Raw genomic sequence first — 21608 nt, forward strand, 5'->3', positions numbered from 1 at the left:
GTAGCCATGGTGCTTAGATAAACCAATTATTTGGTCTACCCTTGCGAATCTTTTAGCCATTTTTTTTGCTGCTTGCTCAACTCAACTTTTTCAATCAACTCAGGTCGACGCTCTAAAGTCCGTTGATAACGCTGCAAAAACCGCCATTTTTCAATATTGGCATGATGACCCGACTTTAATACTTCAGGGACATCCAAACCTTCAAAATGGTCTGGCTTGGTATATTGTGGGCAATCTAAAAGACCATCCACAAATGAGTCTTGCACATGAGATTGCTCATCAGACATAGCACCTGGAAGTCTCCGAATAATACTGTCCAACAACACCATTGCAGGTAGCTCCCCACCCGATAAAACGTAATCTCCAATTGACCATTCCTGATCAACATAGTTTTGGATTAAACGCTCATCGACCCCTTCATAACGACCACACAATACAATTAATCCATCATATTCAACGAATTGTTGTACTGCAGTTTCGTTTAAGGTTTTACCTTGTGGCGACATATACACCACAGGTACTTGAACTGCTCCTGCTTGCTGTGCAAGCTGTTTGGCATGCTGGATTGCTTGCGCCAAAGGCTCTGCCATCATCACCATACCCGGACCACCACCAAATGGACGTTCATCCACCCGTTTGTAGTTGCCCTGTGCATAATCACGTGGATTAATGCAATGAATTTGCATCAATTCACGTTTTGCTGCACGTCCGCTAATACCGTAAGCTGTAATCGCTTCAAACATTTCAGGAAAAAGCGTAATGACTGCAAAAAACACCGCAGACTCCTCTATTTTCCTGCTCTGCGAATCCTGAATGGATTAATAATCTACGCCCCAATTTACGTAGATGCGACCCGCTTCGAGATCAACGCGTTGTACCACATCTTTATGCCATGGAATCATACGCTCTTCGCTATCGACGCTATCGGCAGTTGCGCGAACTACCATCACGTCATTGGCACCTGTTTCAAACAGTTCATGGATTTGACCGAGGTTCACTTCTTGTTCGTCATCGTCCAGACCTAACACTGTTAGACCTTTTAAATCAGACCAATAATACTCGTCCACGCCTGGTTGAGGCAGTTGCGCTTTTGAAATCCAGATATTTGCGCCAACCAAGTTGTCTGCTGCGGTACGATCACTCACACCTTTTAAGCTGACCACCAAGCCTTTGCCATGTGGTTTCCAACGTTTTACATCGACCATTTGCCAACCTGCTTTGGTCTCAATGTACCAAGGCAGGTAGTCAAATATGTTGCTCATGGGTTCTGTATTGGAATAGACCCAGAGCCACCCATTTAATCCATAAGCTGAACGTAGCTGTCCAATCTGAATACGATCTTCGGGCACATTCTGTGTTGGTGTCATGGGCTAACCTACTACTTAATTTGTAAAAATTATGCAGCAGCTGCAGCTTTCTTCGCTTGAGCAGCTAAAGAAGCAACACGTTCAGACGGTTGAGCGCCTTGAGCAACCCAGTGTGCAAAACGGTCAGCATCTAAACGAAGTTTTTCTGCTTTACCTTGCGCTGTTGGGTTGAAGAAACCGATACGTTCGATGAAACGACCGTCACGCGCATTGCGGCTGTCAGTTACAACGATTTGATAGAATGGACGCTTTTTAGCACCACCACGAGTAAGACGAATAACTACCATGATACAACCTTATAGTTTTTACGGATTATCCCTGTACCGACCATCGATACATTTCAAACCCCTTTCATAGAGGGCAGTATTTTACGTTATATTTGCGCTGAAAGAAAGATCAAATTTCAGGTTATCCACAGTTTTGAATTTGGATTTTTTACAAAAAAGAGCATCTAGGAATGCTCTTTTAAGAGACTTCATCAAACGAGAATTAACGACTTTCCCAATTTGAAGATGTAGAAACACTGCATGTCGTTCCTTTCTCCCAACATTTTTGTCCTTGGCTATTTAGCACCACTGCTCCATTACCATCTTGAACTGTATTCGGGGTTGGGACTGCCGTAAGCGTCCAAGTTTGATCGAGTGGCGCAAGGGTGATGGTATATACACTTCCTGAAGCAGGATAGGCTTTACTCACTGTGCCATTGTCCAATCTTGCGTTGGTATAATTATGATTGATGACATAATAACTCTGTAACCGCTGGGCTATTTGCATCATTTCACTTTGCACATCTGCCCGATTGGTACGGATTTTGTACTGTGTGTAAGATGGATAAGCAATTGCTGCCAAGATGCCAATAATTGCGACAACAATCATTAATTCAATTAAAGTAAATGCTAAAGAGTATTTTTTCATTACCATGACTCGCTATAACTGCCGCAATTTGCATAACCTGTCACTACATCTTTGACTTTTGTCATACAACGTATACCTGTATTGCTTAAAAGCAGATCGTAATTACGTGGCTGTTTTGGCTCACCATCACTATCCTTAGCCCGCTCTAGCGACATTACCCAGCTCAAACCGTTCACACTCGCCGAATCTGCTGTTTCTTGACCATCAGGTCCTTTAACAATCGTTAAGGGCTTATGTCCTGTTCCTCCATTCGCCAATGTCAACGTATATTTCGCAGTGGAACTCGTTGAGCCTAGTGGCAACAACAATTGACCCGTCGTTTTATTATAATAACTGGCAGTTGTAGGATTTCCATCAGCATCCGTCTCTGTATATACATACAAATAACTAGCATCGAAACCTTTATAACCAAAATTCCTTGATTTAAACCGTTCAAGCTCTGCAGCAATACGCAAGGCTTCTTGTCTCGCGATTGCCAAATCTCGTCTTTCCATGTATTGCGTATAATTAGGATAAGCGATGGCAGCAAGAACTGCCATAACCACGATAACAATCATCAGTTCAATAAGTGTAAATCCAGCATTGCGGTTGAGGCGGGCGAATCCCTGCTTGCAAGTTTTTAACTCACAAGCAAAGTTCGCAACTATATTCGACCTCTGCAAAAAAACCACTCTAGCGAAGTATTTTTTCATGATTTACCCCTTAACGAGTTTCATACCAACGTAACTGTCTAAGTTTCGCTGTGGTGGTAAACTCCTGACATTCAGGTAAATTTGGGGTAGTGGTACAATTGAGCGTGTTAGGGCGGTTTACAATCAACCCAGTATTATTGGCACTACTACGTCCTTGACCTAAACCAGCACCCAAAATACCCGCACCAAGTTTTACGCGATTCGGCACCCCAGATGTGGTTGTATTAAATGGACATTTTCCTGTAGGCAAACAGAACTGATAGACATAGCTGTCACCTTTGACACCTGCACCACACGAACCACCAATACCTGTACCATCACGATGAAACACATTGACATACAACATGCCATCTAAGGCATACAGCTCATTCATTCCTTTATAAGCACCTGCAGTACTTGAATAGGTATATTTCCAACCGCTATTTCCATTAATTGCAACACCTGTACTCATGTTACTGTTTAAAGAAGACAGTGCAGTCGGGGTGGTTAAGGTTGGCGTTCCATAAAGATCTGTTTTTGCAACATCTTTATCATAAACTACAAATACACCATCTGTTGCACTTGTTGTTGAACCTGCTTGATTGCCATTCACAACCGCTGTTCCAACTAATGGTGAACTGCGATTACCTGAGCTAAACGCAACGGCAGCAACATAGCCATCATCGCTGTCATGTATAGACACACTTGGCATTTCATAGAAGCGAGGGCTTGCCCCACCTGTTGCATGTTCATCAAATAAGCGTACAACACGTTTAGCAAAATTCGCTTTTTTAGCACTTGCATCTGCACCCGTGGCAGCGTTATTTAAGTCGACACGGAAACCTTGTCCACCTAAGTCACCAAAGTATAAGTTGTCGACCAAACCGTCGCTATCACGATCAATCGCATTAATCTGACTGACAACACTGTATTTCATGTTAATAGTATCTGCACTTGCATCGGTAAATGCTTCTGCACCACCTGCTGCTGTTGCATTGGCACTGGTCCACCAAAGCAAGTCACCATTATTGGCATCAAACATATAGACACCCGCACCACCACCTGTGGTGGTACTTTGGTCATATGCTGCATTTTCATAACCAGGGTCATAACCCCCACCCACAAACATGACTAGTTTTTTCTCTCCACCAAAATTCACATATGCAATAGTTGGTTTAGACCAACTTTGTCCCATATAACTTAAAGCGGTTACACCTGTAGTTGTGGAACTTGATTTATAAATTTTTGAGTTGGCTGGGTCGATATGGAATTTTAAATTCGGATTAGTTATATCAGATAAATTCAAGGCGTAATAACTTTTGCCTCCCATACGCAAACCACCATAGACCCACTGCAAACCTTTTAATTCAAGATTTGTATTACTTGAATTATAAGTACTACCATCAGTATTTCTTTCTGAACCTTTTACTGTCAATGTTCCATCTGCTTTTGCAACATACTGGGTATAAGCCGTCCACGGTGCATCAATACCATAAAACAGATTCGCCGAGCCACCAGTAGTGCTATCTTCTTTCAGGAATGCAGTCTTTTGGTCTCTCATCATTTCGTGAGGTACAAAAGTAAATACTTCCTTACCACGATCAGCATCAGTTGCATTTTTGCCTGCCCGTACGACATGCAATAATCCTTGTGTACTACCGAATAATAAGTAATCATCACGATCAGTGGTGTCAATAGTGCCAGAAGTGTATGAAATTTTACCTGACTGGGTCAGCAAAATAGGAGTGGAGTGCATGACCGAACCGACCTGACGCAGTTCAGGTTTGGTTATAAGATCGGCTAAAGTCACCGTTCCTGTTTCAGCAACATTGTAACCAAGCAAGTTCAACCAATAATTTTTATCTGGGTCGTTCACAAACAATGCCGTGCTACCTGTACCAAATAGCGTCGCCACATTGACTTTTTTCAGTGAACCGATTTCACTTGCTGCATACGGAGCCGCAGTACCTGTAATTTCACGATTGGTATAAATAGTACGGTTTGCAACTTGCTCATTCGCAGCATTAGTGCCTATGCCTAAGGGCAATTGTCCTTTCATGCCCTCGTCAGTCCAAAGCCCTTTGGCGGCTGCGTCAAGCGAACCATCTGCCTTAATTAAGCGAATAGTTTTGCTTGCATTATATAGTTCGCCGTTAAAAATATGATATTTATTCATATTCCCAACCCAAAGCTGGGTCGATTCCTGCGGTTTCGGCAAAAATGAAGCGTAATAACCATAAGGCTGAATGCGTAATGGATTTAAAGCATCTTGTGGAAGGGTTGGAGAACCCGTTGCTACCGCAGGAATTTCAACTTCGATTTCATTTAAAAAGCCTTTAACACTATTCACCACATCTTCTGAGCTACTACCAGAATACCACCCACCACCGCCTTCAACCCCCCACAGTGCGGCATTCTTTTGATTACTGCTCGCACTGGAAGCATTAATCGATGTCACATTATCCGCAATACTTTTGTTCTTATCATATGACGGCACACTGTTAAAGTTTTTACCAAAACCAACAACAGCTGTTTTAATTGCCACACCTTTAGGATTGTTCCCATTAAGTAAATAATTTTTTGCAAGTTTACGAACACAATCCCATGTTCCAGCAGCATTGTCATTAGTACTACAGCTAAATGAGCTTCCTGTACTTCCCAAGGCACCTTGAATCAACCCTTGCGCATTCACATTTTGATAAGGATCACCATCGGTTAATACATACACACCTTGTCCATTACACTGTTTATCCGCTTCTGCCTGCGTCATGGACGATGGTGCCGCATAATATCCTGTTCGAGTGGTGTCATAAGCATCTGGATTAGCAAAATTATACCCGCTTGAAGCACGCCCCTGAGTTGTCTCACCCAGCAAATAAGCTATTGTTTCAGCATACGAACGTGCAGTTGGCGTATTCGTCACCGCTGCAAGACTGGCAATTTTCTGTGCTAAATATTTACGTTGAGTGATCGAAACACCATCCACCGTAATCGTTGCATCTAGTCGTCGTGCAGGCACTGCAATATTACCAATATTATCCCAATCCGACTCACTACCACCACGCTCACTTTTATATGTACCCGTTTTACCATAAGCCAAACTATTCATATTAGTTTGATTTCTCATAGGTGAGCTAGACTGTGTTCCATCCCAAAGCAACCGACCATCGGACTGTGTAGGATCGATTAACAGCGGATTCCGAACCCAGCCTAGCGTTGATAAACCAATGATATTATTATCAGGTAAGGCGGTTATGCCTTTACTAGTATTTCCAAATAACAAATCAATCATACCGTCCTTAACGCGGGTAATACGATCTGGATATTCGGTAGTTACCCCTCCACTGGTCACCTCGCACCACTGCCTTCTATAGGTTGGAGCATCTGCATGCGGATTAATTTTTTGCAGCGCATACTTTTTTACACTTTGGTTCGGTGCATCACATGCATTGCCACCACCATAAGACATATAGTCCATACTCCCTGAAATATCGATCAGCATCATCAGGGTAATCGTGCTTGGCTTGGCATTTTGATAGATCTCGATATCACTCGCCTGAGAGACGCTACTACAGACCATCATCGTCATCAGCGCCGAAACCGCCGTAGAAAGCACATTTCTTGAATTTAATGTTTTCATTTTTAAACCCTCTTTCTTTACGATACCAACTTCGGCTGACCACCAACCACATAGTCCGAATGCTGCATGTTATAGGGAATACCTAACCCATCAAAACACGCCCCCACGGCCGAAGCCCGCTGCTTAAAACAGGCTTCTATCTCTGTAGAAGAAGCACCTGCAAAACTTGGTAATACCGAAATAACAGTCGCACCAATATTGTTGCTAGTTGCAGGAACATTACTTTGCCCGATACTGGTCCCCTTGGGAACTGAACCAAAAGGGGCAGAAACCGTAGAACTCTTGGTTAAATACACTTGTGACAAAACCGCAGATCGCCCCATTGCAAATTGGTTGGCCTTACAATAACCATCTACACCAATTTTAGTTGTTGTACCATCTGCAGCAATGGCACTGGCTTTATTTAAGCTAAAAAATGAACTTTCAGAGGCACGATAACAAAACACCAGCTCGTCGTCCGCATTGGCCGCAGAGTTGAAATAAGCAAACATCCCATCCAGTGCCAGTTGACGTGCTACATCATCTGGGTTTTCCACGTTAAATAAAGCTGCATCAGAATTTTCAAGCAATAAAGCATTGACCTGACTATTTGTCGCAATTTTCAAACCTAAAATTCCAGTTTTCACAGCAATTGTTCCCAGTACCGTCACAAGCACCAAAATAATCAAAACTGTAATAAGCGTTGCACCCTGTTGTTGTTTCATGATGCTGCTCCCAATGTATTTCTGATCGCCACCACCTGATTCACTGCCTGACGCAAATAACGTTTGTTGACTGCCGCATCACCCGCAAGTGTGACTGTAGTACCTGCAACGTCAAAAGTCGTCTGGGTATTTAAACTGGCATCGGCACCAATTGTCCCTGTCGAGCGAGACAGAATACCCACTTCGATGGACGCCACTTGAAGAAAGGTATCCGTACAAGCTGTCGCACTAGGCGTAGCACATGCCGCTGCCGCAAGAAGTGTGTTCATTGCTGTATTAAATTGATTAATAGTCATATAGCGCAATTGCCCTGCTGGGTTTTTTACCCCCAAACGCACTTTAAAGGCATCAACACGCTGCATGATTTGCTGGGCACCGTTAGAACCATGAGCACCCAAACCTGTAATAGCTGTCGGTGAACTTCCCGAATACTCTCCAGCATCACAATAGAGTGAGTACGATGTTGGCTCACCTGTGACCTGCTGTGGACTTTCTGCCACATAATATCGCTGCACAATCACCTTCGACGAAGCACTGGTTACCTGAGTCCCTTCACAATTAAAAATAGCACTGGTTTCAGGCACATACTGAATAGTAAGACGATCACTGGTACCTGAGGTATTATCTGCATCCTTGCTCTGCAAACTGACCAGCTCTGTTTCCAGACCAGTGACTGTACCTAATGAGACAGGCAAATTTTCTTTCTTAAAAATAATTCCTGAACCCAGAGTATAGTTATTGACTCGTTGTGAAGACACTGTATTTAAATTGGTATGCCTCAAGTCATGCGTGACCAGTGACAGACCAAAATTGGCATTTTGCTGTAGCTCACTCTGACCTGATTGCAGGTTTAAAGAACGGGAACTGCCTAAAAACACAGCCAAACCTGCAGCAACGATCAACAGACCCAAAGCCAGTGCAGTCATTAATTCAAGAAGTGTAAAGCCTGATTGGGGCAGGAAGGAACTCCTTCCTTTGGAAAAGGTGAGGAACGCTGTTCCGAAAGGGGGATGATTTAAATCCTGCTGAGGTTTATGTGCCATAGTTATACACCTCCATGATGATACATTTGGCGTTTCCTACATAAGCAGTACCATCGGTACAGTGTGGACTGCCCGTACCATCAGTCGGTGTAGTACCCTCCCATGAAACATATACACATTTACGAACCAGCGTAGAACCCTGACAATTCAGCACATCAACACTCATGCCCAGATTCTTTGCACGAGTTTTTACCTGTCGAAAATCATACTTTGCCATATTTTCAGAGCTACAAAATCCTGTTGCACAATCATCTGTATCCGTGTTGTCGATGTAACCACTTAATCCAGCGCGGTTGATTCGCATACGTTCAGCCAGATCCCGAGCAATATTGGTTGCCTGTACATTCATTGTTGCTTCATTGGTCGCAGCAACTGCCCTGATTTGCAAGGCGACAAACCCGAGTACAGCAATACTCAGCAGCACTAGAGCCACCAACACCTCTACCAGTCCAACGCCTTTTTGAGTTTTAATCATTGTTCTTTATCCCTTGCGCTCAAGTCGGACAGCTTGTGGCTGATTTGTTATAAATCACCGTACCACCTTTCTGTACGTACACATATGCCTTTAAGGTTGTATCGCCATTATGTACAAGCACAAAACACTGCCCATTGCCCGATGCAGCGGTTTGTCCCAAGCGATTAAAGGTAACGCTGGTATCACCGCTTTGTTTGCTGACATGCGTTGATGTCCATGTTTTAAAAGGTGTCGATACGCTACTGTCCAGTGCCAAAATTCGGTCGCCTTGTTTAAAAATCGCTTCCGACCTTGTTTCAGCCAATAAATCTACAAAATCACGCGTATCACTTATAAGTTGGTTTTTTCGAATTGTTTGGGTAAAAGAAGGCGCCGCCATCATCGCGATAATTGCCAACACCGCAATGGTCACCATCAACTCAATTAAGGTGAACCCGTTTTCTTTTTTTCGCATACTCCCCCCAAGACACAGACTTTGCCCTATTAAAAATAGTAACCAACAACTTTACAAAACCCTCACACTTCAGGATAAAAGGCATAAAAAAGCAGATAACCGTCATACTAGTGTTATCTACCTATTTTTAGTCATTTTTTTAAAGTGTTATATGCTTCGCAGTTTAAGCCTGTGTTACAGGAATACGTAACTCTTTGGGCAAACTAAAGGTAATGTTTTCTTCACGACCTGCCAGCTCTTCAGGGGCGCTTGCACCCCAGTCTTGCAAACGCTGAATCACTTGTTTAATTAAAATTTCTGGTGCAGATGCGCCCGCAGTTACACCAATTTTTGTATTTGCTTTAAACCATGCTTGGTTTAATTCATCGGCATTATCCACCAAGTAGGCTTGTTTCCCCATACGCTCTGCAAGTTCGCGTAAACGGTTAGAGTTAGATGAGTTTGGCGAACCAACCACCAACACCACATCACACTGATTAGCCAAGTCACGCACTGCATCCTGACGGTTTTGAGTGGCATAACAAATATCGTCTTTACGTGGCCCTTGAATATTCGGATATTTTTGGCGCAAGGCATCAATCACTTTGGCTGTATCATCAATCGACAAAGTAGTTTGCGTCACAAAAGCCACTTTATCTGGATGCTGAACCGCAAGTGCAGCCACATCATCTTCATCTTCCACCAAATAAATTTCGCCGCCATTTTTCTTGTCGTACTGACCCATCGTGCCTTCAACTTCGGGGTGTCCTTCGTGACCAATCAAAATCGCCTCTGTGCCTTCACGCGCATATTTGGTGACTTCAATATGTACTTTGGTGACCAACGGACAAGTCGCATCAAATACTTTTAAGCCACGACGCTCCGCTTCTTGCTGCACCGCTTTAGATACGCCATGTGCACTAAAAATCACGATATTGTCATCGGGCACTTCATCTAGCTCATCGACAAAAATTGCACCGCGTTGGCGTAAGTCATCTACCACAAATTTATTGTGTACCACTTCGTGACGTACATATATAGGAGGGTTAAAACACTCAAGGGCACGATTTACAATCGCAATTGCTCGGTCTACACCTGCACAAAAACCACGTGGATTCGCCAATACAATTTCCATAGAACCCTCTATGTTGAAGTTAAATAGGTAGGATGTTTAAAAAATTATGCCAACAAAAGCCATCTTGGCTATTTTGTTTAAGGGGCGTCTACTCTAAAATAGAGAAGATATTTTATCATATCAGGAAAAATATCATGTCGGGTCTATTGTTTGTCGTTTCTGCCGCTTCAGGAACAGGCAAAACATCCCTTGTTAAAGCTCTACTTGAGCGTGTGAATAATTTACACGTTTCAGTCTCTCACACAACACGTGGTCAGCGTCCCGGCGAACTCGATGGTGTGCATTATCACTTCACGCAAAAACAAGATTTTATCGACTTGGTAGAACAAGGCGGTTTTATTGAGTATGCAGAGGTGTTTGGCAATTATTACGGCACCGCGCAAGCGACGGTTAAAGAGCAGTTAGCCAAAGGTCACGATGTGTTACTTGAAATTGACTGGCAAGGCGCTCAGCAAGTACGCAATCTTTTTCCTGAATCGAAGCAAATTTTTATTCTTCCACCAAGTCAGTTTGATTTACGCGAGCGTTTGTCTAACCGTGGCACAGATGCTGTTGAAGTGATTGAGCATCGTTTAGGCTGTGCAGTGGAAGATATGCAGCAATATGTCAATTTTGACTATGTGATTATTAATGATGACTTTAATAAGGCACTGCATGATTTAGAAGCGGTCATTATTGCCAACCGATTGGTTTTGGCACAACAGGCCAACCGTCATCAAGAGTTGATTCAGAAATTAATTAGCCCGCCAAGCGCGTGATTAAAACTTGAGTCTATTGACAAAGCACCTTATACTGCACAGTCTGTTTAAATTTATTATTCGAACGAGAATTCTTATGGCACGCGTTACCGTTGAAGATTGTTTAGACCATGTAGACAACCGCTTTGAGCTTGTACTAGTGGCAAGCAAGCGCGCGCGTCAATTGGCACGTCAAGGCATAGAACCTACCGTTGAGTGGGACAACGACAAACCTACCGTTGTTGCTTTACGTGAAATTGCAGAAGGTCACGTTTCTAAAGACATTTTGAAACAACGTGATCAAGACTATCAAACTTCGAGTCTTGACCTTGCACTTTCTGCAAATAATTTGAATTTAGATGGTTTTTCTTTCCAATAAGAACAACTTTCTGAAAAAGCCTAGTTTTTTACTAGGCTTTTTTGTTGCCTGAACTTTAATCTTGCGCTAAAAACCGTTATAACATAAGGATTAAGATCTTATTTTAAATGGTCTAAAGACCCTATATTTTGGCATGAAAAAATTTGACAAGTCATGCAATATGCTTTTCATTATAAGGTCTAACTGTATATTCGTTATCACTTGTATTTTAAAGGGTGTTATATGCCAGGCACGATGGTCAGCCAAGCCAAACAACAGCTTCAAGCCATGATCGAACCTTACCTAAGTGTAAGTGATGTCGAACAGGTGCTTACGGCTTGCGATTATGCCGAACATGCGCATGATGGCGTTACCCGAAAAAGCGGTGAACCCTATGTGTTACACCCTATTGCGGTGAGTTGTATCTTGGCGCACATGCGTTTGGATGCCGACACCCTGATTGCTGCCCTGTTGCATGATGTTATTGAAGATACTGACTTCAGCAAGGATGACATCACAGAGAAATTTGGGCGCACGGTTGCTGAACTAGTCGATGGTGTAACCAAACTTAGCCATTCTAGCGATAAGGAATACAACAAAGCCGCATCGTTCCGTAAAATTCTGCAAGCGACCTTACAGGACCCACGTGTCATTATTGTGAAATTGGCAGACCGTTATCATAACATGACCACATTGGATGCCTTGCGACCAGATAAACGTGCTCGTATTGCTCAAGAAACCTTTGATGTATTTGTACCGATGGCGCGTATTGTCGGCATGAATGAAATGGCCGACAACCTTGAACATCTGTGTTATCAAAACCTTGACCTAGATATGTATAACGATGTGCAAGCTGCCCTGTTGCACACTAAGCCCAAACGCTGCGAATACCAATCTAAATGGGAACAAAACCTTGCCGACCTGCTACAAGACAATCAAATTGCAGGTCGTATTAAAAAGAAAAATAACAATATTGAATTACTGCGCTACTTTGTAAAGAACGATATTGATCTACAAGAACTGACCCATAGCCACGCCTTTGAAATTATTTTACAAAGTATTGCTGACTGTGATCGTTTAGCCGATATTTTACGTGACAGCTTTCAGGTCTTGCATTATGAAGACCATATCCGTCGTCCATTGCCAGGTGGTAACCAGTCACTCATGATGCGTCTAAAAGGCGAGCAAACCACCTTATCACTTACCATTCAAACTGAATTGATGCGTAAAGCCGCACGTTTTGGTGTGGTCTTGGGTGAAAACGCACCGCAAGCCTGCCGTTCTGCCATTCAAGCCTCTATGCAAAGCTTGAACGTGTTGATTGATGGTGAATGCGCTAAAACTACATTTAGCGATTTACTGGATTATCTACACCAAGAGAAAATTCATGTTTATACCCCGCACGGACATTTACATGAATTGCCGCAAGGCGCCACCGCAGTTGATTTTGCCTATGCAGCCAGTTTGTTCTTAGGTAACCATGCCGTCGGTACAAAAATTAATGGTGAAAGCAAACCACTTTCCACACCACTCACCAGCGGGCAAGTGGTCGAAATCATTACGGATGTTTTAGCCACACCAAACCCAGACTGGCTGAGTTTTATTAATACCCAAAAAGCCCGTCGTGCCTTACAAAATATTCTGCGTGATCAGGATATTGAAGAACAGCGTTTGGTGGGTCAGCAAGCGCTTAACCGTGCGCTGAAATTATTTAATCACTCGATTCAAGACTTGACCGAAGCAGATTGGTTAAATGTGTTGCAATGGCGTCATATCGACTCCAAAGACCGATTATTTGAGCAAATTGCAGTCGGTGATTTATTGCCACAGTTGGTGGCAAATCACATTTACGCACTCGATCACGACAGCAGCGAACATTCTGACCGTCTGATTCAGGGCACAGAAGGCATTGACGTGAAATATGCGCACTGTTGCAACCCTGTACTGGGCGATCCAATTCAGGGTAACTTGTCACGCCGTGGCTTGATTGTGCATCGTGCGCGTTGCAACAACTTACTGCATGAGCAACATCAACATCCTGAAAATATTATGCCGCTACAATGGACTTCAGAAGATGTAGATGACGTGAGTTTTACGGCTTATCTCAGCATTGATATGGATATGAATGACGAACAAATCTCCGATTTGATCTATCAATGTCGTAAGGCCAAAACCGGAGTAGAAATGGTACGCAGCCACGATGGCAAAACCTATGTGAATATTGTGGTGAATAACCGTAAGCAAATAGCCAAAATTATTCGTGATTTGCGTATGCACTTCGGTTTCCCACGAATTAGCCGTTTAGCGCGCCCTATCAGCATCGCAGAAGAAGCCAAAGCTTGTTAATTTAATGTGGCTGCATAGTTTGACTGTGCCGCACATTCACCGATTTTGCATTATAGACTCAACAGGCTACTGAAATGCAGTCGGATGGTCTATGATGTCCGTACATTATTTTAGGAGAAATCAATGTCTCGCCAAGTCATCCATACTGAAAATGCACCTGCAGCAATTGGTACTTACTCTCAAGCCATTTTAGTGGGCAATACTGTTTATTTATCAGGTCAAATTGGTTTAGACCCATACAGCATGGAATTGGTAGAAGGCATTGAAGCGCAAATTCGCCGCGTGTTTGATAACTTAAAAGCCGTTTGTGAAGCTGCGGGTGGTTCTTTGGCCGATATTGCCAAGCTGAATATTTTCCTGACGGATTTATCACACTTTCAATTGGTCAATCAAATTATGGGCGAATACTTTGCACAACCATACCCTGCGCGTGCAGCCTTAGGTGTGGCTAGCTTGCCTAAAGGTGCTTTGGTTGAAATGGATGGCGTGGTGATTATCAATTCATAAGTTATTATGATTCAATCACTTAAAAACCACTAAACGATGCCACCTATTAGGTGGCGTTTTTTTATTCAAAAACCCAATTACTATAAATGACTTTTCAAATGATTTTTATTGACAAACGATAATAATTATCAATAATAACTCTTATCTTATTTAAATTATTGTGGTTGCATTCATGTACGTTTGCTTATGCCGTGGTATTACAGATCAAGACATTAAAGAAGCCGTTGCCAATGGTGCAGACAGCTATCGTGAAATACGCGATATGTTTGACTTGGGCACGTGTTGTGGTCGCTGTGCACCTGAAACTCGCGCTATCATTAGCGATGAAATTGCACAAATTGCGTCTCGTCTTGCCGTTGCTGCCTAAAGCTGACGTTTTATTGATCTCCCACATTTAAGTATTATAATTTTTACTCGGTGTTTCCTCTCCCGCTTTCGACTACAGCGGGTTTTTCTTGGCTTACATTTCTTCACACCGCCTAGCTAATTGTTTTTGATTGCGATTTTCATTCGCCGTTCGATAAATCACTCGCCATTTTACCCAGTCTTGTTTAAGATACAAATATAGATTGCCTTAAGCGGTTTAAGGCAGAAATTGTTGATGGAGTGCTGCAATGAAAGGCAATCGTGATGTGATTAATCAACTCAACCAAGTTTTGTATCATCACCTGACTGCGATTAACCAATATTTTTTACATTCACGTATGTTTAATGATTGGGGTATTGAACAACTCGGTTCGGCTGAATATAAAGAGTCGATTCGTCAAATGAAACATGCCGATAAAATTATTGAGCGTATTCTGTTTTTAGAAGGTCTGCCAAATTTACAACATTTGGGTAAATTGTATATTGGTCAGCACACTGCTGAAGTGCTGAATTGCGATGTACGAAAAGTCAAAGAGAATATTGAAGCGATTCAAAAAGCGGTGGTTTTGGCAGAGCAACAACTCGACTATGTGACTCGTGATTTGGTCCAGGAAATTCTAGAAAAAGAAGAAGAGTACTTAGACTGGGCAACTACACAACTTGATTTGGTTGAAACTGTGGGCATTGAAAACTATATTCAAAGCCAACTCTAAAACTCATCTAGTTTAGATAACTCAAAAGACTGGTTTTCCAGTCTTTTGTTTTTTTAATTTCCCTTGTTTAAGCATCATTGCATACGATGTTTAATTACTTAGCACAGTAAACATCCCCACATTAGCGCTGCTCTGCTTCATCCAACAAAGTTGCATAATCCACATTGACCTTGCGCAAAGTGCTTAACAACCACAATTGCTTTTTAGCTTCTGCTTCATAACCGTTAAACGCCAAGACTCGCGCATATTTCAATAAATCGTAAGTGGTTGGATAGTTCAATACAATTTCATGAATCTCTTGCAGCTGTTCAGGCGTTTGCTGACTATACGGATTTAAACGAATCCACGCAATGCGGCGGTTAAATTCTTCGAGTACCAAAATACGCTCTTGATGTGTGATTTTTTCAGGTGTGTGTTCGTAGCGTACCGACTGATTCAATTTAGGGACCATCACCTCATAATCACGATAAATCAGCATCAACAACAATGCGCCAAGTACAAAAGTACTGCGTATATAAATTACAGATAAAGTGAAGTTTTTGAACACCCGTGGTGACTGAACCATGCCAATAATAAAACCCACAGGCAGCAAGAAGTAGGCATAGTTTTGTGGAAATTCCAGCATCGCATGCACACTAAATGCACCGACCATCAAAATCCCCACAACCGATTCAACCGACTGGGTATATTTATGTAACTGATAGCCCCAATAGCCCAAATACGCCAAAAATGGCACACCGAGTATCACACCATTCCAAAGTAAAAAGTCCAAAATGAAATTGTGTGCGCTGCGAATCCACACTGGACCTTGCACAAATTCACTGATCGTCACATAAGCCACACTAGTTTGATGCCAACCATAGCCCCACCACGGTTGATGCTCAATCGCAGCGAGCATTTGTTGCCAAATCGCCAAGCGCGACATATCACCTGTGGCGCGCTGTACCACATCACGAGATTGCACCGAAAGGTCTGCACTTTGTGAGAGCAATTGACTAAAAGCAGGTGCGATAAAAATTAACCCGATAAATGCGGCAAACCACAGCAAGCTATAGCGGCATTTTATCCGCATTACGCCACGGTATTGTTGATAGCCCAAATAGCTCAAGAGACACAGCGACGCCAACCACGAAGTCCGTGATTGACTCAACACCACACCGACCAAAATCATGGCAGCTGCAATCACAATCCACATGGTTTTAAGTTTTTGTTTTTCGTATAAATATAGGCATGCCATAAGCGACATCACCAAAAAGGTCGCCATGTTATTGGGTTGGGCGAAATTGGCATAAGGACGTTGCCCGATTTTTATATCCACCATCATTGGCAGGTATTGGTCGAGTGTGAGCCACTGGCAAATTGCCATGAATGCGGTAATACTTCCCACGCCGAGTAGCACATAACTAAAGCCTGTAAAGATACGTTCACGTTCGCTGTTGTTTTGCGTGAGGTTGTAGCCAAAAATGATTGCTAACCAAAAACTAAAGATATACACACTGCTGAGCAAAGCTTTATCAAAGAAGTAGACTAAGCCAAGGCCCCACTGAATGAGTGGGACACTGCACAGTGCCAGTAAGGGCAGGCTGATTTTAGGTATCTGTAATTTTTCTTTGAATAGGCTGGCTGCGAGAGCAAACAAGGCAAAAAATGCGTAAAGTTCACCTGTATAGGTGACCCATGGGCGGTAGTGAATGGGCAATAGCCATGCAAGGGAGATGAGGATGGCAGCCAAAAATAGCAATGCAGATTTCATAAGAAAACTAGACTAAAAAACTGGCTCTATCTTATATTTTTTTAGGCAAGATGATAGTGCTTTGTGTAGCAAGTTTGATTGAAATTCTAACTGTTTTGAAGTGGGATAATTGCATAGGGAAATACTGAAATTCCCCATTTTAATTTAAGCGATTATTGCCACGGTCTAAGGTCTACTATTTTGATGATGCTTGCAGATTCTTTGTTGACTAAAACCACCATATCGACTGCATTGGCTTTTAAGGGTAGCCACGCATCGGCTTTTGGATATTTTGCTAAAGTTTTTTCAACTTCAGTTTTTGAATTGTATTGTTCTAATTCTGCAAGCGGCAATGCACGTTGTTGGATTTGATGTTTAGCTTGAGTGAGTTCTACATAGCGTTCTGGGCGTTGTGCAATGGAAATACCGCTAAAAACCTCTGCAAACATTTCATCATTGCGTTGTTGTGTATCTTTGGCAAATTCAGTGGCGACGTATTGTGGTTTAAACCATGAAGGTTTTTGGAATTGTGGCTGTGCTTGCTGAATATTCGTATCAACTAATTCATTTTTTCTAACCAATTCAAAACGATCTACATTATAAACCAACCATGCAGGGCGACCTTGTTCGATACTAAACACCCCATAACATAAAGCCGCAATTTGAATGAGAATAATGACACTAAGATCTAATTTAAGTGTTTTTTTACCTTCTTTATAAACCAATAAACCTAAAAGTGGTCCTAAAATCACGTCTATAACCAACAGCATTAAAAAGATATGCGTTACGCCAACAGCTGTGGCAAGTGGCGATGGATACCAAATAAAAAACACCAATCCAATCACCAATAAAGCGACTAAAAATGAGAGCAATAAATGGCTGAGGAAAAAATTTAGGCGTTTGGACATATTTGAGAAAACTACGTTTTTTTGATTGATAAAATAATTATATTCATTTTTATTTTTTCCAAAGAGAAACCGTGCTTTCCGAAGAAAGCACGGTTTTTATAGACTAAAACTACATTATTTTTTTACTCGGCAGTTAGATGGTACATATTTAAAATCTTTAGCATCAGCTACAGCACAACCCCAAACAATTGGTTGACCTGGTGAAATTGCAGCAGTTGGTAATGCACCATTGGCAATAGTACCGCTACCTGGTTGTAGATAAACCTTATCACCAGTCATGGCACCTGCAACTTGACCAGCATAAGTAATCGTGATTAAGCCTGCGCCTGCTGCTGGAGCTGTAACATTTGGAACTGCAGCAATTTCAATTTTTGCTACATTTTCTGTTGGCGTAAACTCAAAGCCATAAGAGCCATTTGCTGCTGCGCCAGTACCTGTATAAGCTGCAACAGCACCAGAACTGCGTGAAGACAATGTTTCAGCAACTGCCGTCTTGGCAGCAGCAGCCAAAGATAAACCTTCAGTTACTTTTGCACGAATAGTGTAGCTTTGATAAGCAGGAATCGCAATTGCAGCCAAAATACCAATAATAGCGACAACGATCATTAACTCGATAAGGGTAAAACCCTTTTGAACTGTATTCATAAACATTCTCCACAAATGTTTGTTAATTTAATTATAAGCTTTGTAAGCTATTTTATACTTAGCACTAAACGTGCCAACTTTTATTATAGACAATTCTCACAAAAAAACAGCATCTTACACATAAAAAATTTAGAACTTTTAATTTGGTTGTGTATTTTTGTTAAAAAGTGACAATTATTGTCAGGTGTAAATTAAAAATTTAACAAATTTTGTCAATTTTAAAGCAATAGTCGCATTTTTTAATTTTAAAAATAAACCTGTCACACATTTACTTGCATTTTTAATCTAAATTTCAGCAAATTTAGCTTACGTGTAGTAGTTATCTTTTATGCTTGTGTGAACTTCCTCCTTTAGAAATTAGTCACATATAGTGAAAATTACCAATATCGCAAATCCCTCCTAACCTCCCTTTAAAAACAGAGGAACCCTCATTGCATTTCTTTCTTGCTCACAAACTTAAAGCCGTTCTTAAATTTGTGCTCAGGAAGGAATTAAAAAAGAAAATCACCAACAACCCTCATCCCAAAATAATCGGCGCATTGCCCAATTCATTTTGCTGATCTAGCAACTGACGATCATAAAACACATCCAAAATTTCACCAATTTCTTGCACACCTGTTATTACCGCTTGCCGAAACTGCTGCTGTGCCAAACCCTGCACCATATGCGCACAGACTTCATCCCACACCTGTTGCGTGGTCGCGGTTTTAATGCCACGGTCTATCACAATTTCCACTTTGCGCTCGCACAAATTCAGGTACAGCAAAACGCCGCTGTTTAGTTCAGTATCCCAAACCCCCAATTCTGCAAATAATTGGCGTGCACGAATATGAGTATCTATCGCATACGCCAACCGCGAGGGTAAACAACCTTCAATCACCACCTGAATTTCACCTACATGCCCATTCTCGGCTGCAGTCACCGCTTCTGCAATGGCATGTTGATCCTGCGCATTAAAAAAACGTTTGGTGGCAGGTAAATAAAAGAAATGCTTCAGCCAACGCTTTACACTCGGACGCGCTGCAATGTCCATTTTCGGTTGAGTAATAATTTCTGTTGTATCTGTTGTGGTTACCATGATCCTGATGCTCCTCCCCCACCAAAGCCACCACCGCCGCCGCTATAGCCACCGCCACCAAAACCGCCGCCGCCAAAACCACCACCACGTCCGCCTCCACGCCCTGCAGAGGACAAGAAAATTTGGAAAATGGTCTGTGCAATGGCAGTGATGAGTAAAAAGAAAATTCCCGCGCCAATCATTAAACTGGTGATTAAGCCTGCACCATTGACCAAACCTGCCACTGTACCTGCCACGGCAGCGGTTGAAGCACTTAAGCGTTTTCCAACAATCAGTGAGCCAATTACCCCTGCAATTAAAATAAATAAAGCACTGCTCAAGGTTTTTTCACGTGCCTGTTGTTCTTGCAACGCTTGTTCCTGACGCTGTTTGAGTTCTTGCGCCGCCTGTGCAGCAACTTCTGGATCTAGGTTTAAAATCCGTTCAATTTCTGCCAAGCCTGCGTCAATGCCTTGAGCATATTGCGCTTGTTTAAAATACGGCGTAATACGTTGGTTAATAATCCGACTGACTACAATATCGGGCAGCACGCCCTCTAAACCATAACCTGTTAAAATTTGAATACGACGGTCATTGACTGCGATTGCCATCAACACACCATTGTCTTGCTTGGCAGAACCGAGCTGCCATTGTTCTGCGACCCGCATGGCAAAATCAAAAATATCTTCCTGCCCTGTAGTCGGTACAATCACCACCCCAATTTGTGCTTTGGCTTGTTGATGTAAATTTAAAATCCGCTGGCTGATTTGCTGTTTTTCTGCAGCAGTGAGCAAATTGGCTTGATCGACCACGGGCTGATTCAATGTCGGCAAAGCACGGATGGATTCACCCTCTGCCATATCATTGGCAATTTGCGGTTGCTGAACGGGTGTTTCTATAGGTGCTTGCTGAGTGCTCGATGTAGACTGACGTGAGTTTGCAAGATCAGGGATAGGGTTTGCATTTTGAGGATGCTGTTGCTGCACAATTTTACCCAGCACCACAGCTTCGGCGGTTTCATCGGTTGCTGTAGCAACTTCACTATATGCCAAGCAGCTGAAACACATAACTGCCATAAGCAGCAGCATCTGCGCTAGACTCATGTGGGTCTTGCTGTGCAATTGCAGCATCCAGACATCCTCCTAGGCATTATTCAAACGAAACTTTCGGTGCTGTTTGTGCGCTTTGTTCGGCACTGAAGTTTGGTTTAGTGTCCATACCAATGACTTTTGCGGTCATCACTTGCGGGAACTGACGTGCATAGCTGTTAAAGTCTTGCACTGTGCTGATGTAACGGTTACGTGCCACGGCAATACGGTTTTCTGTGCCTTCCAATTGTACTTGTAACTCACGGAATTGCTCATTGGCTTTTAAGTCAGGATAGTTTTCAGACACCGCAATTAAACGTGATAAGGCACTTGTCATTTGTGCCTGTGCTTCCTGATATTTCTGGAATAACGCAGGGTCTTCCAATACCGACTTATCCACTTTTAAGCCTGCGACATTGGCACGTGCCTGAGTGACTTCAGTCAAGACTTGTTCTTCATGCTTGGCATAACCTTTGACCACATTCACCAAGTTTGGCACTAAATCGGCACGGCGTTGATATTGGTTTTGGACTTCTGACCAAGAAGCAGTCACGGCTTCATCTTTCACTTGTAAGGTGTTATAGCCACAGCCGCTTAATGTCAAAGTACTGGTTAAAGCCACCGCGAGCATGGTTTTTTTTGTGAAATTCATAAATTAACCTCTAAATTTTCTTTGTATTTGTTTGAAATGATTTCATTCTAACGTGAAATTCTGACCTGTTTGTGTATTTTGTTTAATCTAGCGAATCACCAAACTGTTTACATTAA

Annotated in this window: 23 protein-coding genes; 6 read left to right on the top strand and 17 right to left on the bottom strand. The window is 42.4% G+C overall.

Annotated elements, in window-relative coordinates; genetic code table 11:
- Nucleotides 1-35 precede the first annotated feature (35 nt).
- The 11 genes from trmD to ispH form a co-directional block, all read right to left on the bottom strand.
- Nucleotides 36-776, bottom strand: coding sequence for a tRNA (guanosine(37)-N1)-methyltransferase TrmD (gene trmD, locus CF596_RS03525; RefSeq protein ID WP_096901259.1), 741 nt, complete (start codon nucleotides 774-776; stop codon nucleotides 36-38).
- 42 nt (nucleotides 777-818) lie between these two features.
- On the bottom strand, nucleotides 819-1367 hold the full coding sequence (rimM, locus tag CF596_RS03530; protein WP_096901260.1) for a ribosome maturation factor RimM: 549 nt from the start codon (nucleotides 1365-1367) through the stop codon (nucleotides 819-821).
- A gap of 29 nt (nucleotides 1368-1396) precedes the next feature.
- Nucleotides 1397-1654: a 30S ribosomal protein S16 gene (rpsP, locus tag CF596_RS03535; protein ID WP_004974526.1), complete on the bottom strand. Its 258-nt coding sequence runs from the start codon at nucleotides 1652-1654 to the stop codon at nucleotides 1397-1399.
- 202 nt (nucleotides 1655-1856) lie between these two features.
- Nucleotides 1857-2282: a type IV pilin protein gene (locus CF596_RS03540; RefSeq protein ID WP_004644984.1), complete on the bottom strand. Its 426-nt coding sequence runs from the start codon at nucleotides 2280-2282 to the stop codon at nucleotides 1857-1859.
- Nucleotides 2282-2974 carry a prepilin-type N-terminal cleavage/methylation domain-containing protein gene (locus CF596_RS03545; protein WP_096901261.1) on the bottom strand — a complete coding sequence of 231 codons (693 nt, stop codon included), beginning with the start codon at nucleotides 2972-2974 and terminating at the stop codon, nucleotides 2282-2284. Before CF596_RS03545 ends, CF596_RS03540 begins: the two co-directional genes overlap by 1 nt.
- A 10-nt stretch (nucleotides 2975-2984) precedes the next feature.
- Nucleotides 2985-6593 carry a pilus assembly protein PilC gene (locus CF596_RS03550; protein ID WP_096901262.1) on the bottom strand — a complete coding sequence of 1203 codons (3609 nt, stop codon included), beginning with the start codon at nucleotides 6591-6593 and terminating at the stop codon, nucleotides 2985-2987.
- Between the two features lie 17 nt (nucleotides 6594-6610).
- Nucleotides 6611-7297 carry a pilus assembly protein PilX gene (locus tag CF596_RS03555; RefSeq protein WP_096901263.1) on the bottom strand — a complete coding sequence of 229 codons (687 nt, stop codon included), beginning with the start codon at nucleotides 7295-7297 and terminating at the stop codon, nucleotides 6611-6613.
- The gene (locus tag CF596_RS03560; RefSeq protein ID WP_096901264.1) at nucleotides 7294-8340 is read right to left on the bottom strand and encodes a PilW family protein; all 1047 of its coding nucleotides are present in this window, start codon (nucleotides 8338-8340) and stop codon (nucleotides 7294-7296) included. Before CF596_RS03560 ends, CF596_RS03555 begins: the two co-directional genes overlap by 4 nt.
- Nucleotides 8330-8815 carry a type IV pilus modification protein PilV gene (pilV, locus tag CF596_RS03565; RefSeq protein ID WP_096901265.1) on the bottom strand — a complete coding sequence of 162 codons (486 nt, stop codon included), beginning with the start codon at nucleotides 8813-8815 and terminating at the stop codon, nucleotides 8330-8332. Before pilV ends, CF596_RS03560 begins: the two co-directional genes overlap by 11 nt.
- Nucleotides 8816-8834: 19 nt before the next feature.
- Nucleotides 8835-9269 (bottom strand): prepilin-type N-terminal cleavage/methylation domain-containing protein, encoded by a 435-nt coding sequence (locus CF596_RS03570; RefSeq protein WP_096901266.1) that lies wholly within the window; start codon nucleotides 9267-9269, stop codon nucleotides 8835-8837.
- A 163-nt stretch (nucleotides 9270-9432) separates the two neighbouring features.
- Nucleotides 9433-10383 (bottom strand): 4-hydroxy-3-methylbut-2-enyl diphosphate reductase, encoded by a 951-nt coding sequence (ispH, locus tag CF596_RS03575; protein WP_096901267.1) that lies wholly within the window; start codon nucleotides 10381-10383, stop codon nucleotides 9433-9435.
- 134 nt (nucleotides 10384-10517) lie between these two features.
- Here ispH and gmk point away from each other — a divergent pair, with 134 nt between their 5' ends.
- The 6 genes from gmk to bfr all read left to right on the top strand — a co-directional run bounded on the left by gmk (nucleotide 10518) and on the right by bfr (nucleotide 15410).
- Nucleotides 10518-11141, top strand: a complete 624-nt coding sequence (gene gmk, locus CF596_RS03580) for a guanylate kinase (RefSeq protein ID WP_096901268.1) — start codon at nucleotides 10518-10520, stop codon at nucleotides 11139-11141.
- A 76-nt stretch (nucleotides 11142-11217) separates the two neighbouring features.
- A complete protein-coding gene (gene rpoZ / locus CF596_RS03585) occupies nucleotides 11218-11499 on the top strand; it encodes a DNA-directed RNA polymerase subunit omega (RefSeq protein WP_004809957.1) in 282 nt (93 codons plus the stop codon).
- Nucleotides 11500-11721: 222 nt separating this feature from the next.
- Nucleotides 11722-13824 (top strand): HD domain-containing protein, encoded by a 2103-nt coding sequence (locus tag CF596_RS03590; RefSeq protein ID WP_096901269.1) that lies wholly within the window; start codon nucleotides 11722-11724, stop codon nucleotides 13822-13824.
- Nucleotides 13825-13947: 123 nt separating this feature from the next.
- The gene (locus CF596_RS03595) at nucleotides 13948-14331 is read left to right on the top strand and encodes a RidA family protein (RefSeq protein WP_004809961.1); all 384 of its coding nucleotides are present in this window, start codon (nucleotides 13948-13950) and stop codon (nucleotides 14329-14331) included.
- A 172-nt stretch (nucleotides 14332-14503) separates the two neighbouring features.
- On the top strand, nucleotides 14504-14698 hold the full coding sequence (locus CF596_RS03600; RefSeq protein WP_004974511.1) for a bacterioferritin-associated ferredoxin: 195 nt from the start codon (nucleotides 14504-14506) through the stop codon (nucleotides 14696-14698).
- 247 nt (nucleotides 14699-14945) lie between these two features.
- Nucleotides 14946-15410, top strand: coding sequence for a bacterioferritin (gene bfr / locus CF596_RS03605; RefSeq protein ID WP_096901270.1), 465 nt, complete (start codon nucleotides 14946-14948; stop codon nucleotides 15408-15410).
- Nucleotides 15411-15531: 121 nt separating this feature from the next.
- Here bfr and CF596_RS03610 read toward each other — a convergent pair whose 3' ends face one another.
- From CF596_RS03610 to CF596_RS03635, 6 genes are all read right to left on the bottom strand, one after another.
- On the bottom strand, nucleotides 15532-17163 hold the full coding sequence (locus tag CF596_RS03610) for an O-antigen ligase family protein (protein WP_096901271.1): 1632 nt from the start codon (nucleotides 17161-17163) through the stop codon (nucleotides 15532-15534).
- Nucleotides 17164-17315: 152 nt separating this feature from the next.
- Nucleotides 17316-18050, bottom strand: a complete 735-nt coding sequence (gene tfpZ, locus CF596_RS03615) for a TfpX/TfpZ family type IV pilin accessory protein (protein ID WP_096901272.1) — start codon at nucleotides 18048-18050, stop codon at nucleotides 17316-17318.
- A 114-nt stretch (nucleotides 18051-18164) separates the two neighbouring features.
- Complete coding sequence (locus CF596_RS03620) at nucleotides 18165-18695, bottom strand: pilin (protein ID WP_096901273.1); 531 nt, start codon at nucleotides 18693-18695, stop codon at nucleotides 18165-18167.
- A 517-nt stretch (nucleotides 18696-19212) separates the two neighbouring features.
- Nucleotides 19213-19773, bottom strand: coding sequence for a TPM domain-containing protein (locus CF596_RS03625; RefSeq protein WP_096901274.1), 561 nt, complete (start codon nucleotides 19771-19773; stop codon nucleotides 19213-19215).
- The gene (locus CF596_RS03630; protein WP_096901275.1) at nucleotides 19767-20882 is read right to left on the bottom strand and encodes a TPM domain-containing protein; all 1116 of its coding nucleotides are present in this window, start codon (nucleotides 20880-20882) and stop codon (nucleotides 19767-19769) included. The genes CF596_RS03625 and CF596_RS03630 overlap by 7 nt, the downstream gene beginning before the upstream one ends.
- Nucleotides 20883-20901: 19 nt before the next feature.
- Nucleotides 20902-21492, bottom strand: a complete 591-nt coding sequence (locus CF596_RS03635; RefSeq protein ID WP_096901276.1) for a LemA family protein — start codon at nucleotides 21490-21492, stop codon at nucleotides 20902-20904.
- Nucleotides 21493-21608 lie beyond the last annotated feature (116 nt).

Source organism: Acinetobacter sp. YT-02, from assembly GCF_002412355.1.
Classification (GTDB): Bacteria; Pseudomonadota; Gammaproteobacteria; order Pseudomonadales; family Moraxellaceae; genus Acinetobacter; species Acinetobacter towneri.

Coding starts and splice junctions, on each gene's coding strand:
- rpoZ (WP_004809957.1), top strand. CDS start 11,218: ATGGCACGCGTTACCGTTGAAGATTGTTTAGACCATGTAGACAACCGC.
- CF596_RS03610 (WP_096901271.1), bottom strand. CDS start 17,163: ATGAAATCTGCATTGCTATTTTTGGCTGCCATCCTCATCTCCCTTGCA.
- CF596_RS03550 (WP_096901262.1), bottom strand. CDS start 6,593: ATGAAAACATTAAATTCAAGAAATGTGCTTTCTACGGCGGTTTCGGCG.
- tfpZ (WP_096901272.1), bottom strand. CDS start 18,050: ATGTCCAAACGCCTAAATTTTTTCCTCAGCCATTTATTGCTCTCATTT.
- CF596_RS03620 (WP_096901273.1), bottom strand. CDS start 18,695: ATGAATACAGTTCAAAAGGGTTTTACCCTTATCGAGTTAATGATCGTT.
- CF596_RS03625 (WP_096901274.1), bottom strand. CDS start 19,773: ATGGTAACCACAACAGATACAACAGAAATTATTACTCAACCGAAAATG.
- gmk (WP_096901268.1), top strand. CDS start 10,518: ATGTCGGGTCTATTGTTTGTCGTTTCTGCCGCTTCAGGAACAGGCAAA.
- CF596_RS03630 (WP_096901275.1), bottom strand. CDS start 20,882: ATGCTGCAATTGCACAGCAAGACCCACATGAGTCTAGCGCAGATGCTG.
- pilV (WP_096901265.1), bottom strand. CDS start 8,815: ATGATTAAAACTCAAAAAGGCGTTGGACTGGTAGAGGTGTTGGTGGCT.
- bfr (WP_096901270.1), top strand. CDS start 14,946: ATGAAAGGCAATCGTGATGTGATTAATCAACTCAACCAAGTTTTGTAT.
- CF596_RS03570 (WP_096901266.1), bottom strand. CDS start 9,269: ATGCGAAAAAAAGAAAACGGGTTCACCTTAATTGAGTTGATGGTGACC.
- CF596_RS03595 (WP_004809961.1), top strand. CDS start 13,948: ATGTCTCGCCAAGTCATCCATACTGAAAATGCACCTGCAGCAATTGGT.
- rimM (WP_096901260.1), bottom strand. CDS start 1,367: ATGACACCAACACAGAATGTGCCCGAAGATCGTATTCAGATTGGACAG.
- CF596_RS03555 (WP_096901263.1), bottom strand. CDS start 7,297: ATGAAACAACAACAGGGTGCAACGCTTATTACAGTTTTGATTATTTTG.
- CF596_RS03590 (WP_096901269.1), top strand. CDS start 11,722: ATGCCAGGCACGATGGTCAGCCAAGCCAAACAACAGCTTCAAGCCATG.
- CF596_RS03540 (WP_004644984.1), bottom strand. CDS start 2,282: ATGAAAAAATACTCTTTAGCATTTACTTTAATTGAATTAATGATTGTT.
- rpsP (WP_004974526.1), bottom strand. CDS start 1,654: ATGGTAGTTATTCGTCTTACTCGTGGTGGTGCTAAAAAGCGTCCATTC.
- CF596_RS03600 (WP_004974511.1), top strand. CDS start 14,504: ATGTACGTTTGCTTATGCCGTGGTATTACAGATCAAGACATTAAAGAA.
- ispH (WP_096901267.1), bottom strand. CDS start 10,383: ATGGAAATTGTATTGGCGAATCCACGTGGTTTTTGTGCAGGTGTAGAC.
- CF596_RS03545 (WP_096901261.1), bottom strand. CDS start 2,974: ATGAAAAAATACTTCGCTAGAGTGGTTTTTTTGCAGAGGTCGAATATA.
- CF596_RS03560 (WP_096901264.1), bottom strand. CDS start 8,340: ATGGCACATAAACCTCAGCAGGATTTAAATCATCCCCCTTTCGGAACA.
- CF596_RS03635 (WP_096901276.1), bottom strand. CDS start 21,492: ATGAATTTCACAAAAAAAACCATGCTCGCGGTGGCTTTAACCAGTACT.